Source organism: Candidatus Methylomirabilota bacterium (assembly GCA_035936835.1).
Taxonomy (GTDB): domain Bacteria; phylum Methylomirabilota; class Methylomirabilia; order Rokubacteriales; family CSP1-6; genus AR37.
Genome location: DASYVT010000136.1, coordinates 1 through 16,327, shown reverse-complemented (window position 1 = coordinate 16,327; position 16,327 = coordinate 1). Strand labels below are relative to the sequence as shown.

14 protein-coding genes are annotated in these 16,327 nt (G+C 67.7%); 5 read left to right on the top strand and 9 right to left on the bottom strand.

From position 1 onward, the window contains the following. Positions 1–170: 170 nt before the first annotated feature. The 9 genes from VGV06_12005 to VGV06_11965 form a co-directional block, all read right to left on the bottom strand. On the bottom strand, positions 171–356 hold the full coding sequence (locus tag VGV06_12005) for a hypothetical protein (protein ID HEV2055880.1): 186 nt from the start codon (positions 354–356) through the stop codon (positions 171–173). Continuing rightward, a complete protein-coding gene (locus VGV06_12000; GenBank protein HEV2055879.1) occupies positions 349–849 on the bottom strand; it encodes a hypothetical protein in 501 nt (166 codons plus the stop codon). Before VGV06_12000 ends, VGV06_12005 begins: the two co-directional genes overlap by 8 nt. Positions 850–1,418: 569 nt before the next feature. Further along, positions 1,419–3,320 (bottom strand): propionyl-CoA synthetase, encoded by a 1,902-nt coding sequence (locus VGV06_11995; GenBank protein HEV2055878.1) that lies wholly within the window; start codon positions 3,318–3,320, stop codon positions 1,419–1,421. Positions 3,321–3,368: 48 nt separating this feature from the next. Beyond that, a complete protein-coding gene (gene lgt, locus VGV06_11990) occupies positions 3,369–4,163 on the bottom strand; it encodes a prolipoprotein diacylglyceryl transferase (GenBank protein ID HEV2055877.1) in 795 nt (264 codons plus the stop codon). A gap of 16 nt (positions 4,164–4,179) precedes the next feature. After that, entirely contained in the window at positions 4,180–4,992 is an 813-nt protein-coding gene (locus tag VGV06_11985; protein ID HEV2055876.1) for an SDR family NAD(P)-dependent oxidoreductase, read from the bottom strand. Between the two features lie 6 nt (positions 4,993–4,998). Next, on the bottom strand, positions 4,999–6,393 hold the full coding sequence (locus VGV06_11980; GenBank protein ID HEV2055875.1) for a CoA transferase: 1,395 nt from the start codon (positions 6,391–6,393) through the stop codon (positions 4,999–5,001). After that, complete coding sequence (pncA, locus tag VGV06_11975; protein HEV2055874.1) at positions 6,393–7,112, bottom strand: bifunctional nicotinamidase/pyrazinamidase; 720 nt, start codon at positions 7,110–7,112, stop codon at positions 6,393–6,395. The genes VGV06_11980 and pncA overlap by 1 nt, the downstream gene beginning before the upstream one ends. A gap of 43 nt (positions 7,113–7,155) precedes the next feature. Then, on the bottom strand, positions 7,156–8,694 hold the full coding sequence (locus tag VGV06_11970) for an ABC transporter substrate-binding protein (GenBank protein ID HEV2055873.1): 1,539 nt from the start codon (positions 8,692–8,694) through the stop codon (positions 7,156–7,158). Continuing rightward, complete coding sequence (locus VGV06_11965) at positions 8,691–8,996, bottom strand: hypothetical protein (GenBank protein HEV2055872.1); 306 nt, start codon at positions 8,994–8,996, stop codon at positions 8,691–8,693. Before VGV06_11965 ends, VGV06_11970 begins: the two co-directional genes overlap by 4 nt. 714 nt (positions 8,997–9,710) lie before the next feature. Here VGV06_11965 and VGV06_11960 point away from each other — a divergent pair. The 5 genes from VGV06_11960 to bshA form a co-directional block, all read left to right on the top strand. Then, positions 9,711–12,236: a PIG-L family deacetylase gene (locus VGV06_11960; protein ID HEV2055871.1), complete on the top strand. Its 2,526-nt coding sequence runs from the start codon at positions 9,711–9,713 to the stop codon at positions 12,234–12,236. 145 nt (positions 12,237–12,381) lie between these two features. Then, positions 12,382–14,097 (top strand): sodium:solute symporter, encoded by a 1,716-nt coding sequence (locus VGV06_11955; protein ID HEV2055870.1) that lies wholly within the window; start codon positions 12,382–12,384, stop codon positions 14,095–14,097. Beyond that, positions 14,094–14,870, top strand: coding sequence for a hypothetical protein (locus VGV06_11950; protein ID HEV2055869.1), 777 nt, complete (start codon positions 14,094–14,096; stop codon positions 14,868–14,870). Before VGV06_11955 ends, VGV06_11950 begins: the two co-directional genes overlap by 4 nt. Positions 14,871–14,880: 10 nt before the next feature. Beyond that, positions 14,881–15,579, top strand: a complete 699-nt coding sequence (locus VGV06_11945) for a PIG-L family deacetylase (protein ID HEV2055868.1) — start codon at positions 14,881–14,883, stop codon at positions 15,577–15,579. A gap of 1 nt (position 15,580) precedes the next feature. Then, positions 15,581–16,327, top strand: a 747-nt coding sequence (bshA, locus tag VGV06_11940; protein HEV2055867.1) for an N-acetyl-alpha-D-glucosaminyl L-malate synthase BshA, incomplete at its 3' end; no start/stop codon positions are given.

The window sequence follows — 16,327 nt, the reverse complement described above, 5'->3', positions numbered from 1 at the left end:
CTTCCCCGACCCTGACGGCAACCGCGTGGAGCTCTACTGCGACATGGTCGAGGACGGCTTCGAGACTATGCGGACGATGGGCCCCCGGCGAGACGTGATCGACATCGAGACCGGCCAGGTCGTCAAGCGCTGAGAGCAAGGAAGAGACGCGATGAGCCAGCCCGCTCCCTTCAGAGCTCGCCGCGACGAAAACGGTCCATCAGGGCCTTTCGCTCGGGCGTGAGGAACCGATCGAGGAACTGCCGCGTTTCCTCGAGCCACCGCAGCTTGTCGGCCGCCGGCATGGCCCGGAAGGCGAGCAGGCGCTCGAGCGGGTAGGCGTGCGTCACCCCACGGCGGAGGACCGGATCACTCACCCGAGGCCTCCAGCAAACGGCGCAGGGCGTCAACGTCCGCCACATCCTGCGCCCGTCCGGCGCCCTCCTTCATGCGGATCAGATGCCGAATGCCCACGATCGGCAGGCGCAAGCCCTCGGCTTCCACGAAGTCTGCGCCGGCCGCCAGCTCGGCAAAGGGCAGGGGCGGATCGATCAGCACGTCCACCTCATCGAGTGGTCGGCCCGGGCGGTGGAACGTAAACGCTATCATGTGCTTGTCGGCGACCCAGTCTCGCCGGTGATCGGCGCTGGCCAGGTCGGCCGCCGCGACCGGCGCGCGCGGAACGAACCCGAGCTGCGCCATGACCCCGATGAATCGACGCACGTTGCCCTCCGCGAGGTCGATCGCGAGGTCGAGATGAGCTGTCGATCGCGGCACACCATGCAGGATCACGGCGACGCCACCGACGATGACGAATCGGATCGAGGCGGCGTCCAGCGCCCGCAGAACAGCCTCGTAGAAGATCGCCATCGGCGCCCATTGTATCCCGGACGTGTGCGCCAGCGGTGAGGGCCGAGGCCGAGCGGCAGGTCACGTTCAGGTCGTGGTCGCCAATGCCTCGCGTACCCGGCTGAGGAGCGCTCACTCTCGCCCCCTGCACCCGCGAGGTGACCGCGAGCCCGCGTCTGATAGTGGCCTTTACGTTTCCTATGCTCACATGCCCGAGGGGTACATCTACCGGTTCCGCCCGACAGCGATAGCGTTTCGCGTCCGGAAAAGCCGCCAAGGCAAGGAAAAGCCCGGATGGCGGCACCGGTTACCGCCATCCGGGCAGTTCCAATCAAGGCGCCGGGCCCTCGGGCCCGGGCATGACCCGGCGGATAAGCCGGGCTCTTAGTGTGCTGCTGTTCTTGTCGCCTCGCGAGCCATCAGGAGCGGCTGCCTACCCGATGGCTCGCGTAACGAGCCGGGTGGAGTGCTGTCCATAGGACCTCCCCTGGGGTGGACGCCACGCCGGAGACGGGCGCCTCAGCCTCCGACACGTACAAGAAAACGCCACAACCGGGCGTCTGTCAAGCCCCTCGCGCCGGCTCACCGTGCTAGGGCTTGCCGGGGTAGCCGGCCTTCTTGAGGCTCTCGGCGATCTCGTCGAGGATGGCGGGGTCGTCGATGGTGGCGGGCATCTCGTAGTCAGTCCCGTCCGCGATCCTCTTCATGGTCCCGCGCAGGATCTTGCCCGAGCGGGTCTTGGGCAAGCGCTTCACCACCATCGCCAGCTTGAAGGCGGCGACCGGCCCGATGTGCTCCCGCACCCGCTCGACCAGCTCCTTCACCAGCAGGGCGTCGGGCTTGGTCACCCCCGCCTTGGTGACGACGAACCCCACGGGGATCTCGCCCTTGAGCGCGTCGGCCACGCCCATCACCGCGCACTCGGCCACATCGGGGTGCCCCGCCAGCACCTCCTCCATGCCGCCCGTCGAGAGCCGGTGGCCGGCCACGTTGATGATGTCGTCGATACGGCTCATGATGTAGAGGTATCCGTCCTCGTCCTGGTAGCCCGCGTCGGCCGTGAGGTAGTGTCCCGGGTGCCGCTCGAGATAGGACTTCACATAGCCCGCGTCGTTGTTCCACAGGGTGGGAAGGCACCCGGGCGGCAGCGGGAGCCGGATCGCGATGGAGCCGATCTGCCCCGCCGGCGCCTCCGTGTTCCCCTCGTCGAGAACGCGCACGTCGTAGCCCGGCACCGCCTTGGTGGGCGAGCCCGGCTTGACGGGCAGCTGGCCGAGCCCCACGCAGTTGGCCGCGATGGGCCAGCCCGTCTCCGTCTGCCACCAGTGGTCGATGACCGGCACCCGCAGGCGCTCCTCGGCCCAGTGAAGAGTGTCCGGGTCGCAGCGCTCGCCCGCCAGGAAGAGCGTGCGGAAGCGCGAGAGATCGTATTTCCCGATATGGGTCCCCTGCGGGTCTTCCTTCTTGATCGCGCGGAAGGTCGTGGGCGCGGTGAAGAGCGCGCTCACGCCATGCTGGGAGACGACGCGCCAGAAGGCGCCTGGATCGGGGGTGCCGACCGGCTTGCCCTCGTAGAGGATGCTGGTGCAGCCCTTGAGCAGCGGCGCGTAGACGGTGTACGAGTGCCCGACGGCCCAGCCGATGTCGGACGCGGTCCAGTACGTCTCGCCCGCGCCCATGCCGTAGATGTTCTCCATGGACCACTTGAGCGCCACGGCGTGGCCGCCGTTGTCCCGCACCACGCCCTTGGGCACTCCCGTGGTCCCGGATGTGTAGAGGATGTAGAGCGGGTCGGTCGCCGCCACCGGCACGCAGTCGGCAGCCGGCGCGCCCGAAAGGAAGTCGCCCCAGTCGAGGTCGCGCCCCTTCGTGAGCTGCGCCTTCTCCTGCTCGCGTTGCAGGATCACGCAGCGCCCTGGCTTGTGGCCGGACAGTTGGATGGCCTGGTCCAGGAGCGGCTTGTAGGCCACCACCCGCCCCGGCTCGATGCCGCAGGAGGCCGAGAGAATCATCTTGGGCGTCGCGTCGTCGATGCGCTTCGCCAGCTCGTGGGAGGCGAACCCGCCGAAGACCACCGAGTGGATGGCGCCGATGCGGGCGCAGGCCAGCATGGCGATGACCGCCTCGGGCACCATGGGCATGTAGATGATGACGCGGTCGCCCTTGGTGATGCCTTGGCGGCGGAGCGCCCCGGCCGTGCGGGCCACCTCGTCGCGGAACGCCTCGTACGTGTAGCTGCGCACCGTGCCCGTCACCGGGCTGTCGTAGATCAGCGCGATCTGCTTGCCCCGACCCCGCTCGATGTGCAGGTCGAGCGCGTTGAAGCAGGTGTTGAGCCGGCCGCCAACGAACCAGCGGTAGAAAGGCTTGCGGGAGTCGTCGAAGACCTTGTCCCAGCGCCGGTCCCAGTAGATGTCCTCGGCCGCCTCGGCCCAGAACCCCTCGGGATCCCGCATGGACCGCTGGTAGACCTGCTCGTAGACGCTCGCCATCGGCTTAGTCCTCCTCGACGAAATGTTTTGGGACAATATGCTCGGGATTCACGCCGCGCTCGTGCCGCTGCGGGTGCCCCGGCTGACCCACAGGAGACCGCAGATGGAAATGGCGATGCCGACCAGGCTCGCGAGCTGGGGCACGCGGTAGCCGCCGGCCCAGAAGCTGTCGAGCCGCATGGATTCGATGGCGAATCTCCCGACCGAGTACAAGCCGACGTACCAGAAGCAGAGCGCTCCCGGCCGGTCACGCCAGCGCGGGCGGAGCCAGCCGACGAGGACCGCGAACACCGCCAGGTCCCAGAGCGATTCGTAGAGAAAGGTCGGGTGGAAGAATTCCGCGCCCCGGTACTCGAGCGGCCGGTGTCGAGGCGAGATGTAGAGGCCCCAGGGCAGATCGGTCGGCCGTCCAAAGGCCTCCTCGTTGAAGAAATTCCCCCAGCGCCCGATGGCCTGCGCGATGGCCATGCTGGGCGCCGCGATGTCCAGGAGTCGCAGCACCGGGAGGCCCCGCCACGCGGCGAGCCCGGCGGCGACCGCGGAACCGACGATGAGGCCGCCGTGGATGGCGAGCCCCCCTTCCCACACGGCGGGAATCTTGGCCCAATTCCGGCCGTAGTAATCCCAGTTGAACGCCACTTCGTAGAGGCGCGCCCCGATGTACCCGGTCACGACTCCCCACATGACACAGCTCGAGATCTTGTCTTCAGGGAGATGCTCGGCGCGCGCCTGCCGGTCCACGAGCCACAGACCCACCACGATGGCCACCGCCGTCAGGATCCCATACCACCGGACCACCAAGGGGCCGAGCTGGAACGCGATCGAGCCCGGAGACGCGAACATGCCCGAGGCTAACCTCTCACTCCGACGCGCGCTCCGGCCCCGACAGCGTGGCGCCACCGTCGACGACGAGCGTGTGCCCCGTGATGTAGCGCGCGTGATCCGAGAGGAGGAAGCGCACCGCGTGGCCGACGTCCCAGCCGGTGCCTTCGATCCCCAAGACAGAGGCGCGGCGGCGCCGGTCGCGGGCCTCCGCGCTCATGCCGCGCTGGTAGACCATCGGCGTGTAGACCGGCCCCGGCGCCACGCAGTTCACCCGGACCCCGTCGCGGCCGTGGTCTACCGCCATGGCGCGGGTGAGAGCGATGACGGCACCCTTGGAGGCGGAATAGGCCGTCAGGCCGCGCGGTCTGAGCGCGGAGATCGACGACACGTTGACGATGGCGCCGCCGCCCCCGCGGATCATGGCGGGGATCGCGTGCTTGGCGGCCAGGAACATCGTCTCGACGTTGACCTGCATGACGCGGCGCCAGTTCTCCTGGGTCTCGTCCACGACAGACCCGCGGCTGCCGATGCCGACATTGTTGTCGAGGAGATCGAGGCGGCCGAATTGGTCGAGCGCCGCCTTCACCACCATGGCGCAGTCCTCCGCCCGGGTAATATCCGCCTCGAGCGCGAGGGCTTCCCACCCCTGCTCTTTGATCATCGCGACCGTCTGCTCGGCCAGATCGATTGTGCGATCCACCACGACGACCCGGGCGCCCGCCCTGGCCAGGAGGATCGCGGCGGCGCGGCCGTTGCCGATGCCGGCGCCCGCGGCGCCACCGCCCATCACGACCGCGACCTTGCCGCTGATCCCCGAGTCGTCCGGCACGTCGAGGTGCCTAACCATGGGCGCTCAGGCGGGCCAGGCGGCCGGGTGGGTGCCGAGCGGCACCGTCGGACGCGACCAGAACGCGGGCGTCTCCGACAGCCGCGCGGCGGGCACGACGTGGCGCAGCCGGCCGTAGGGTGAGTCCATGTCCGCCATCAGGTCCTGCACGGCGTCCGGCGTGAGGTCGGGTGTGCGCCGGCCATCCACGCGCCCTAGAGCATCAACCCACTTTCCGGTCTGAGCCAGCGACACGCGCACCAGGTAGCTGCCGCCTTCGCGCGCGCGGCGGGCGAGCGCGACCTGCGCGCCGAAGGCGGCGAGGTATCCCGTGCCGTGGTCCACCACCTGCGCGGGCAGGTGCTGGGGCTTCTCGCCTCCGGCGGCGCCTAACCCCTGCTCGTGCGCCATCCCGCTGACGGACTGGATGATCGTCTCGAATCCCCGTCGTTCGCGCCATGGCCCGACGTGACTGAAGGCGGAGAGCGTCACGTACACGATGCCGGGGCGGAGCCGCGCCATCTCTTCGGCCCCGAGGCCGAGGCGGGCGAGCGCCCCCGGCCGGTAGGACTGGCAGAAGACGTCACAGTCGCGGACGAGCGCCCGCAGCCGGTCGGCGTCGCCCGCCTGCCTCAGGTCGAGCGACGCCGAGAGCTTGCCCAAGCCGGTATCGATCACCAAGCCCAGCAGATTCGGGAGGTGTTTCGACGAGACGTTCAGCACGTCGGCGCCGTAGCCCGCGAGGGTGCGGCCGCAGATTGGCCCCGCGATGACGCGCGTGAGGTCGAGCACGCGGATTCCCGAGAGCGCGCGCGGGCCCGCGCCGGCAGGCTGAGGCGGGGTCTGGCCTATCTTCACAATCTCCAAGAGGGGCAGCTCAGCGACCGCGAGACCCTGCGGGTGGGCGTGCCACTCCGCGCGCGAGCGCACCATGCCGGTGGGCAGGCCCGCCGCCGCGAACGCGTTCTCGAGGTCGCCGGCGGTCCACTTCCCGACGGCCGCGGCGGCGGCCTCGCGCGTGTCCTCGCAGCCGAGCACTCTCAACGCCCCCTCGTGGTGATGCGGCAGGTTGGAATGGATCTGGATCCAGCGCCCGTCGCCCGCCTGGTAGAAGCCGAAGATGGGATCGCGGAGATGGAGGTCCGGCTGGCTCTCGGCGCGCAGGTAGCGCTCGCTGCGGAAGGCGGCGACGGCGGCGCGCAGGTCGACCGAGACGGACTGCCCCCGCCCCGTCCGCAGCCGCCAGATCTCGGAGGCCGCGAGCGCGCCGGCGGCGATCACGGCGGAGGCCGCGGTGCCGATCTTGAAGTCCGTGGGCAGGATCGGGTCGGCGCCCGTGAGCGTCACGCGCTCGAGCGCGGCGGCCTCGCAGCCGGCGAGGCTCCACAGGCGCTCGAGCGCGCTGAACGCGTCGGTCGGCACTAGACCGCCACGTCGGTCGACTGGATCCGCTTGACGCCTGCCCCGAGCATTTCCTGCCAGGACTTCGCCATCGAGCCGCCGGCGTCGATCCCACGCGTGGCATCCTCGATCACGAGGGCATTGAAGCCCGCCTTGCGCGCGTCCATCGCCGACCAGAACACGCAGAAGTCGGTGGCGAGTCCGACGAGGAACACGGTCGTGAGGCCGCGCTCCCGCAGGTAGCCGGCGAGCCCGGTCGGCGTCTTGCCGTCGGCCTCGTAGAAAGCCGAGTAGGAGTCCATCTGGTTGCGGTAGCCCTTGCGAATGATCAGCTCGGCATGCGGAATGCGCAGGTCCTTGTGCAGCTCCGCGCCCGGCGTCCCCTGCACGCAGTGGTCCGGCCACAACACCTGCGTCCCGTACGGCAGGCTCACCGTCTCGAAGGGCTTCTTGCCCGCATGGCTCGACGCGAAGGAGATGTGCCCCGGCGTGTGCCAGTCCTGCGTCAGGATCACGTGCTCGAAGGCCGGCGCGAGCCGGTTGATGATCGGGATGATCTTGTCCCCGTCGTTGACGGCGAGCGAGCCGCCCGGCGTGAAGCAGTTCTGCACGTCGACCACGAGCAGCAGGTCCCGGGGGCCCGGCTTGATCTTGGACTGGGCGAACGCACGGGCGAGGCCGCCGGCCAGCGCGAAGCCGCCGGCAGCCAGTGTGAGGAACCCTCGACGAGTGGGCGTCATGGTGTCACCTCCTGGGGCGAAGCCCCGGCATATGCCGAGGGCGTCACTGGCTCTTGAGCCGAATGTCCTCGTACACGGGGAACGGGTACATCGGGATCGTGTTCATGGTGTGGTCGGCCAGCCGCGGTCCGATGGCGATCAGCCCGCGCAGGTCCATGAGCGGCGCGAACATCACCCGATCTATGGTGGCCTGCTGGATACGGTGGAGCAGGACCTCGCGCTTGGCGGGATCCCGCTCGCGCGCCTGCTGCAGGAACAGCTCGTCGATGTCCGGATAGCCGCCGTAGGCGGAGGCGCCCTTGGAGTAGATGAACGCCTCGACGCGACTCGCGGCGTTGCCCGAGTTCCCCACGGCGACGAGGAACAGCCCGCGGAGCTTCTTCTCCTGCCAGGCGGCGTAGAAGGCGGCGCGCTCCATCGGCCGCATCCTCATCCGGATACCGACCGCGATGAGGTTGTTCAGCGCGGCCTCGCCCACCGTGGGGAAGCCCGGGATGGCCACGAACTCCCCGGCGTCGAAGCCGTTCGGGTAGCCGGCCTCTGCGAGGAGCTGCTTGGCCTTGCCCGGGTCGTAGGGCAGCGGTGGAACCTGGAGCGCGAAGTCCATCACGCGCGGGACGATGACGCCGGCCGGCGGGCAGAAGCCGAGGCAGGCGGCCTCGTTCGTCCCCTTGCGATCGAGTGCGTAGTTGACCGCCAGCCGCAGGCGCTTGTCGCTCCACGGCGACTTGAGATCCCACTGGTCGGCGAACTCGATCCAGAAAATGGACGCATGCCGCGTGGCCGTCAGCGTCAGGCGCGGATCGCGCTTCACCGCCTCCGCGTCGGGCCCGTCGAGGAAGAGGGCGAAGTCCGTCTCGCCGCTCCTGAGCATCGTCAGCCGCGTGGTGCTGTCGGGCACTCCCTTCATGGTCAGCCGCTTGACGTACGGCGCGTGCCGCCAGTATCCGGGGAAGGCTTCCAGGACCACGTCTATGCCGGGCCGCTGGCTCACAAACCTGTAGGGGCCCGCGCCGATGGGCTTCTGCTTGAAGCCGTCCGCCCCGACCTGCTCGAAGTATTTCCTGGGCAGGACGATTCCGGCCGCCGTGGCGGTGGTGCCATAGAAGGTCATGAAATCCGGCCAGGGCTCCTTGAGCTGGAAGCGCAGCGTCAGTGGGTCGACCGCGTCCACCTGCCGCACTCTGGTCTGGAGCTGCTTCGCACCTGCGCCCTGGTAGCGCTCGAAGCTCCATTTGGCGTCGTCGGCCGTCACAGGGTCGCCGTTGTGGAACTTGAGCCCGCGGCGCAGCTTGAACTCGTACACGAGCCCGTCGGGACTCTCCGTCCACGACTCGGCGAGGCTCGAGCCCATCTTCTGGCCGGGGAGCGGGCGGACCAGCGCGTCGTGAACTGCGTAGAGGACGCCAAAGGGCGTGATCTGGGGCGGGGCGGTGGACGGATCGAACCAGGAGGGCGCCAGCGTGACGTGGAAGGAGACCGTCACCTCGCCGGACGGCGCCTGGGCGGACCCCGGCTGGGCCACGCCGAGGAGTAGCGCGGCCGCCACCCATGCGGCGATGTGGAATCGGCGCAGGCTCACATCGCACCGCCCTGGCAACCGTAGTTCTTCACGAGCACGACCGCCTGTGGCACGGGGGCGGCTCCGCGGCGGATCTGGTCGTCCGCCGCCTCGCGCACGCACGCGCTGAACCGCGCGCCATCGACCTCGTACGCGGCGACCACGAGCCGGCCGTCCAGCTCGATCCGCTCGATCGTGATCGTGGAGAAATGACTGCACGCCCCCCAGCGCTCCCAGGCCAGGTCCTGGGCGGGTGTGTTGCGCGCTGCGGCACAACCGGCCGCCGTCGCCATCGCCAGCAGGCCCAGCACGATCGATCGCATGGTCTCGTTCCTTTCCCTGCGGACGTCGCTTCGAACCCTCGGCTCCCGGCGTCGATCCTCCCAAGGCGCGCGGCGGCTGTCAAGGGCGCCGGCTGAGAGCTCCGTGACAGCACGCGGGCGGCGGGCAGTACCGCTTCCCCTTGGATTCGGCTTCATCTGCCCGCGGAGAGGTCCGCCCGGGGCGGTAGGCGTACTGCTGCTGCTCGCCCCTTTCGGCGTCGGCAGTCAGGGGGAGTGGACGGACGGCTATCAGACCTGCATAGACGACTGCTTCAAGCAGAAACAAGAGTGCGAGCTAGCGAGAGGCTCGCGTAGCGACTGAGCGGGCAAGCCTGTCGGGCAACTATGATCCGAAAGGCAGACAGCTCACTCGCATTCCGGTTCAAGGTGACGACCTGAAACCCTGTAACCGGTGCCGGGAGCCTGGGCGACCGCGCCGGTCCGTTCGGAGCGCCCCGGGGGCCGGCGCCCGCCCTTTGCCTCGAGGCGCCGGTTTGACTTGTCCCGCGCGCTCTCACAGGATCGGCGCGCGATGCCACGGTTCGTCCGCGCTCTGATATGGCCGCTGTGTCTGAGAACAGGTGTTATCTTACTGACGCGCCGGAGCCGGGCGGCGCGGGGGCGCCCGAGCGGGCCAGGTGGCGAGAAGGCTCTGCTGTCCGATGCCCCACATCTGTAATACAGGATCGCCGTGCGTCACCGGGGGCGGCACACATGAAAACGACGACGACGTCAAGAGGGCCGGCCAGGCGCACCCGCCAGGTGCTTGGGCTGGCCCTCGCCGCAAGCTTGCTGGCCGGCTGCTCCGGGCTCAGTCGAGCCGCCGAGCTCCCGGTCGACCCCGACATCCTGCAGCAACTGCGCAGCTTCGCCACGATGGGCAGCGTGCTGTACATCGCGGCGCATCCGGACGACGAGAACACGCGGGTCATCACCTACCTGGCGCGCGGTCGTGGATACCGGACGGCCTATCTGTCGCTCACGCGGGGCGACGGCGGTCAGAACCTGCTCGGTCCCCAGTTCCGCGAGCAATTGGGCGTAGCTCGCACTCAGGAATTGCTCGCCGCGCGGCGTCTGGATGGAGGACGGCAGTACTTCACGCGCGCGAAAGACTTCGGGTTTTCGAAGGATTACCAGGACACTCTGCGGATCTGGGATCGGCAGGCAGTCCTGGCTGACATCGTCCGCGTGATCCGCTCGTTCCGGCCGGACGTGATCGTCACGCGTTTCTCTCCGCAGCCGGGGAACACTCACGGCCATCACACCGCGTCCACCATCCTTGCCGTTGAAGCCTTCAAGCTCGCCGGCGACCCGCGAGCATTCCCCGAGCAACTCGGCGAGCTGACCCCGTGGCAGCCCAAACGCATTCTCCACAACGTCGGCGTTGGCGGCGCAGGAGCCGGCGCGGCCGGGGGCAACGGGACAGGCGTGGTGAAGATGGACATCGGTGGCAACGACCCGGTGCTGGGCGAACCGTTTGCCTCGATTGCCGCCCGCAGTCGGGCCATGCACAAGACGCAAGGCTTCGACGTGGGCCTCGGCGTGCCGGTCGGCCCGTCGAGGACCGAGTCCTTTGTATCGCTCGGTGGCGAACCCGCGGCGCACGACATCCTCGACGGAGTGGACACGACGTGGAACCGCGTGCCGGGTGGCGCGGAGATCGGGCGATTGACCGAGGAAGCGATCGCGCGGTTCAAGCCGGAAGACCCGGCGGCCAGCGTGCCCGCCTTGTTGGCGATCCGCAGCCGAGTGTCCGTATTGCCCGCGAATCCCGTCGTCAGCGACAAACGCCAGCAACTGGACCGGATCATCCAGGCCTTCATCGGTCTCGAGGTGGAGACCCTGGTGGATCAACCCGAGGCCGTGCCCGGCGAAACGTTGAAGATGCGCCACACTGCGGTCATGCGTTCGGGTCTCCCTGTTCGCTGGACGGCGGTGCGTTACCCCAGTATCCAGCGCGCGGTCACCACGGTCCTCGAGCTGCGCGCCAACCAATCGGTCGTCCGTGACGAGAACCAGATCCTGCCCGCCACCACGCCGCCAAGCCAGCCGTACTGGCTTCGCAAAGAAGGCACGGCCGGCTTGTTTCAAGTGGATAATCCTTCTCTCATCGGTCGTCCGGAGAACCCGGCCGCATTCCCGATCGAGTACGTCTTCGAAGTTGGCGGTCAGACCCTGGTGATTTCGGGTGAGCCGGTACAGGCGGCGGATCCCGCGAACGCGACCATGCGCCGCCGATTGGACGTGATCCCGCCGGTCTCACTTCGGTTCGTGTCGGATGTGCAGCTGTTCGCGCCCGGCGCCACACGCCCGGTGACGGTTGAGCTTACCGCCGCGCGCGCGAGCGTCGCCGGCACCGTGCAGTTGGAGGGCCCAACCGGTTGGAGGATCACCGCCTCACAACCATTTCATCTGGCCGAGGCAGGGGAGCACGCCCGGTTCACCTTCACCGTCACGGCACCGGCCCAGCTCGCCATGGCAACCCTCGAGGGCAGCGTGGAGGTCAATGGCCTACGGTTCAATACTCAGCGCATCGAGCTTCGTTACAACCACATTCCGTTTCAGCTCCTCCAACCCGTCGCGCGCCTGAAAGCGGTTTCCCTTGACCTGGCGATTCGAGGCCGTCACATCGGCTACCTGGCCGGCGCGGGTGACGACGTGGCCGGATGCTTGGAGCGCATGGGCTATGCGGTCACGCAGTTGACCGGCGCTGATTTGATCCCGGACAAGCTGCGCCCTCTGGATGCCGTCGTCATCGGTATCCGGGCCTTCAACACCCGGAAGGATCTCGCTGGCCATTTACCGGCGTTGTTCGAGTATGTCGAGGCAGGCGGAAATGTCATCGCACAGTACAACCTCTCCGACGGCCTGGGCGCAAACTGGCTGGCGCCCTTCCGCCTGCGCATTTCGCGAGACCGAGTTACGGACGAACATGCGCCGGTGACGTTTCTGGCGCCCGATCATCCGGTGTTGACCAGGCCGAATCGCATCACCAGAGCAGATTTTGACGGGTGGGTGCAGGAGCGTGGCCTGTATTTCCCGGACCAATGGGACGAACGCTTCTCGGCGATCCTTGCGTCCGGCGATCCCGGCGAGATGCCGCTCCGAGGCGGCCTGCTCGTGGCACGGCACGGAAAGGGGTATTTCGTGTACACCAGCCTGGCGTGGTTTCGGCAACTTCCTGAAGGAGTGCCCGGAGCGTACCGGCTGTTTGCGAATCTCGTCTCCTTGGGCAAGTGACCCGACCGCCGCTGCCTGACCAGCGATCCGATGCCGAGCCGCCCGGCCTGCCTGGATTCCGCACGTGGCGCGGCGTGTACCTGTTCGTGTTTGGGTGGTTTGTCCTCGTGGTGGTCCTGCTGGCGGTGTTCAGCCGGATCTTCTCATGAACGTCGCCGATTGGGTGGTGTTGCTCGGCACCATGGTCGGCATCGCCGCGTACGGTTCGTGGCGCACGCGCAACATTCGGAGCCTCAACACATACCTGAAGGGCAGCCAGTCCACCGGCTGGGGCACGATTGGCCTGTCCGTGATGGCCACGCAGGCGAGCGCGATCACCTTTCTCTCGATCCCGGGACAGGGCTTCGAGAGTGGCATCGGATTCGTGCAGAACTATTTCGGGTTGCCGCTCGCGCTCATCATCGTGTGCGCCGTGTTTCTGCCCATGTATCGCCGGTTCGGTGTGTATACCGCCTACGAGTTTTTGGGCCGGCGCTTTGACCGGAAGACCCGTTTGCTCGGCGCGGGACTGTTTCTGCTGCAACGTGGCCTCGCCGCGGGAGTGACCATCTACGCGCCCGCCATCATTCTCTCCACGGTGCTGGGCTGGCGGCTGGATCTCATCATCGTGTTCACCGGGCTCCTCGTCATCGCGTACACCGTCACGGGCGGCAGTGAAGCGGTCAGCCTGACGCAAAAGTGGCAGATGGCGGTGATCTTCAGCGGCATGGCGACGGCCTTCGTCGTCTTGCTGGTCAAGCTGCCCGAGGGGCTCGGGTTCAGTGGCGCCGCGCACGTTGCCGGTGCCCTGGGCAAATTGCAGGCGGTGGACCTTTCGTTCGACCCGAGCCGGCGCTACACGCTCTGGACCGGCCTCCTGGGCGGGTTGTTTCTCTCGCTCTCGTATTTCGGCACCGACCAATCGCAGGTGCAGCGCTACATCGGCGGCGGCTCGTTGCGCGAAGGCCGCCTCGGTCTGATGTTCAATGCGCTCCTGAAGATTCCGATGCAGTTCCTCATCCTCTTGCTCGGCGCGCTCCTGTTCGTCTTCTACCAGTTCGAACGTCCGCCGCTGTTCTTCAACCAGTCCGAGTGGCAGCGTCACGCGCAAGGTCCGGACGGCGGCACATTCCTCGCCCTCGAAGAGCGACATGTCGTTGCGGTCGCGGACAACCAGAAGGCGATTCGCGCCTGGCTCCACACCCGCACGTCCCAGGACGCCGCCGTGGAGTCGTTCGCCCGCGCGACCATGCTCGAGACCAACCGCCGGAGCGCTGCCGTTCGCTCCGAGGCCAAAGCCGCGCTCCTGGCGGCCGATCCACGCGCCAAGACGAAGGACTCCGACTACGTCTTCATCACGTTCATCCTGGCCGAGCTTCCGCACGGTGCGATCGGCCTGCTCATCGCGGTGATGTTCGCCGCGGCGCTATCTTCCAAAGCGGCGGAGCTCAACGCGCTCGGCACGACGACGACGATTGACCTCTGGCGGCATTTCCGTCCGCTCGCCGCCGCCGATGAGGCGCGCAACGTGCGAGTGGCGAAGCGCTTCACCGCCCTCTGGGGTCTCTTCGCGGTGGCGTTCGCGCTGTTCGCCGGCTTCGCGGAGAACCTCATCGAGGCGATCAATATCCTCGGCTCCATCTTCTACGGTGTCGTGCTCGGGATCTTTCTGGTGGCGTTTTTCTTTCGGCGAGTGGGCGGCAGTGCAGTCTTCTTCGCGGCCCTGGCGGCCCAGGCCCTCGTGATCGTCATGTTCTTGTCCCTCAACATCAGCTATCTCTGGTACAACCTCATCGGCTGCGCGGCGTGCATCGCCTTCAGTATGCTCCTGCAGGCGGTCCTGGCGCCGCGCGCTCCCACCAATCAAGGCCGCGCGGCATGAGCCTCGAGCCGATCATTGCCTTCGGCCAGCAGCCCTGCGGGTTTTTCCCTCGGCGCTTTCTCGTCGCCAAGATCCGGACCGCCCGGCAGATGCAGGCGCAGATGGGGGGGCGCCTCGTGTTCTTTTATCATGACAGCGACCACGATTCGCGCGAGACGCGCACCATTCTGCGCCATCGCGCGACCGGTGAACCTGCGCAGCTCAACTTCGCGGTCGCCACGAAGCTTCAGCGAAAGTTCTCGCCGCTCTACGCGAAGCGCATTGCGCCGAACTGGCACGGCAAGACCGTGCGTCAGTTGCCCAATTACGTGGACGGCCGGTTGATCGATCTGTTCCGGAAGACGTCCGCGGAGACGGTGGCGGACTTCTGTCTCGACATGTATCGCCGCATGGGTTTGCTCGATGGGATTCACGTCGCGCGCTCGAGCGATCCGGCGCTGCGGCGCAGCGCATGCGAGGTGAGCGAGTTCTTCGTGGACGTGCCGTACGAGGGCGAAATCGTCCGCGCGCGCGTGCGCGACGACGCGCTCCACCTGCACGCGGGCGGAGAGTCCTTCGTCACTCTGCCGGCGACCGCCTTCACCAAGGAGCAGGTCAGTCCCACGCGGGACACTCGGCTGCGCTGGATGCAGTCGGCCATCGGGTGCACCCATTACGTGACCGGCGCGGGCGAGCAAGCCTATCTTCGCCAGGATGAAGCGCCGCAGATCACTTTTGTCTGCCGGGACGAGATCGATCGATCCGATGAAGCCTACACCGAACTCTCTCCCTGACAGGCCGCCGGTGCTGGCCTTCGGCGCGCATCCCGATGACATCGAGTTCGGCTGCGGCGGTGTCATCGCGCAGGAGACGCGCGCCGGGCGTGCGGCGCATTTCGTCGTGTGCTCGCGAGGCGAAGCAGCGACGCACGGCCGGCCCGAGCAACGCGTCGCTGAAGCGCAGCGAGCCGCGGCGCTACTCGGCGCGACGATCGAGTTCGTCGAGGTCGATGGAGACTCCCGCCTCGAAGTCCGGGCAGCTCATGCCATCACGCTGGCCGGCGTTCTGTGCCGGGTGCGGCCGGGCATCGTCCTCGCCCCGAGCCCCGTCGAGAACCATCACCCCGATCATTCGCGGTTGGGACGACTCGTGTGCGACGCATCACGGCTGGCGCGTTTCGGCGGCGTACGGGAATTGACGGCGTCGCCGCCCCACGGCATTACGCAATTGCTGTTCTACGCGCTGACGCCCGAAGCCGAACCGGACAACATCTCGCCGGTGCTCATCGACATCTCCAGGCCGGAGATCGTCGCAGCGTGGGTCGCTGCGATGGAGGCGGATGCTTCTCAAACCAGCGCCCGCAACTACGTGGAAGTGCAGCTCACCCGGGCGCGGCTCCACGGACTCGGCGCGGCGGTGGAGTACGCCACGGCGATGTTCTCGGCCGACCCGCTCGTCTTCACCTCGCTCTCGGGACTGGGCCGCGGCGCGCGGGGTGTTTGACATGGCTCCCGGCGAGGCTCTCCGGATCGGCATCACCTGCTATCCCTCTGTTGGAGGAAGTGGCGTTCTGGCAACCGCGCTGGGGGAGGACCTGGCGGGCCGGGGACACGAGGTGCATTTCATTAGCTACGAGCGGCCGTTTCGTCTGCGTGCGGACGGGCCACGGCTGTATTTCCATCCCGTCGTGATCAACGACTACGAGCTGTTCAAATTTCCCGACTACACCCTGCCGCTCTCGGTGCGCATGGCCGAAGTGAGTCGCGATCATCGGTTGGACGTGCTTCATGTGCACTATGCCGTGCCCCACGCGACGGCCGCGGTCCTCGCCCGATCGATGCTCCCGCGGGAACAACAGCCTCGCGTGGTCACGACGTTGCACGGCACGGACACGACGCTGCTTGGCCATGATGCAGGTTACGCTCCGGCCATCAGGCACGCCCTGACCTGTTCGGACGCGGTCACGGCGGTGTCCGAGTCTCTGAAGCAGGAGACCCAGCGGGTGTTCGACTTCGGTGGCTCGATCGAGGTCATCCACAATTTTTTCGCCCCGAGCCCGCCACGGCGCTCGCCCGAGGAGGTGCGCCGCGAGCTCGGCCTGCGGGAGGAAGTCGTCGTTTTCCACTCATCCAATCTCCGCCCGGGGAAGCGCATCGATCTCTTGCTGGAGACCGTCGCCCGCGTCCGCCCGCGGGACGACTTCAGGCTCCTCATCCTCGCAGGGGAACCGTTCGCGCCGTTCGCCGAACAC

Coding starts and splice junctions, on each gene's coding strand:
- VGV06_12000 (HEV2055879.1), bottom strand. CDS start 849: ATGGCGATCTTCTACGAGGCTGTTCTGCGGGCGCTGGACGCCGCCTCG.
- VGV06_11995 (HEV2055878.1), bottom strand. CDS start 3,320: ATGGCGAGCGTCTACGAGCAGGTCTACCAGCGGTCCATGCGGGATCCC.
- lgt (HEV2055877.1), bottom strand. CDS start 4,163: ATGTTCGCGTCTCCGGGCTCGATCGCGTTCCAGCTCGGCCCCTTGGTG.
- VGV06_11985 (HEV2055876.1), bottom strand. CDS start 4,992: ATGGTTAGGCACCTCGACGTGCCGGACGACTCGGGGATCAGCGGCAAG.
- pncA (HEV2055874.1), bottom strand. CDS start 7,112: ATGACGCCCACTCGTCGAGGGTTCCTCACACTGGCTGCCGGCGGCTTC.
- VGV06_11965 (HEV2055872.1), bottom strand. CDS start 8,996: ATGCGATCGATCGTGCTGGGCCTGCTGGCGATGGCGACGGCGGCCGGT.
- VGV06_11960 (HEV2055871.1), top strand. CDS start 9,711: ATGAAAACGACGACGACGTCAAGAGGGCCGGCCAGGCGCACCCGCCAG.
- VGV06_11955 (HEV2055870.1), top strand. CDS start 12,382: ATGAACGTCGCCGATTGGGTGGTGTTGCTCGGCACCATGGTCGGCATC.
- VGV06_11950 (HEV2055869.1), top strand. CDS start 14,094: ATGAGCCTCGAGCCGATCATTGCCTTCGGCCAGCAGCCCTGCGGGTTT.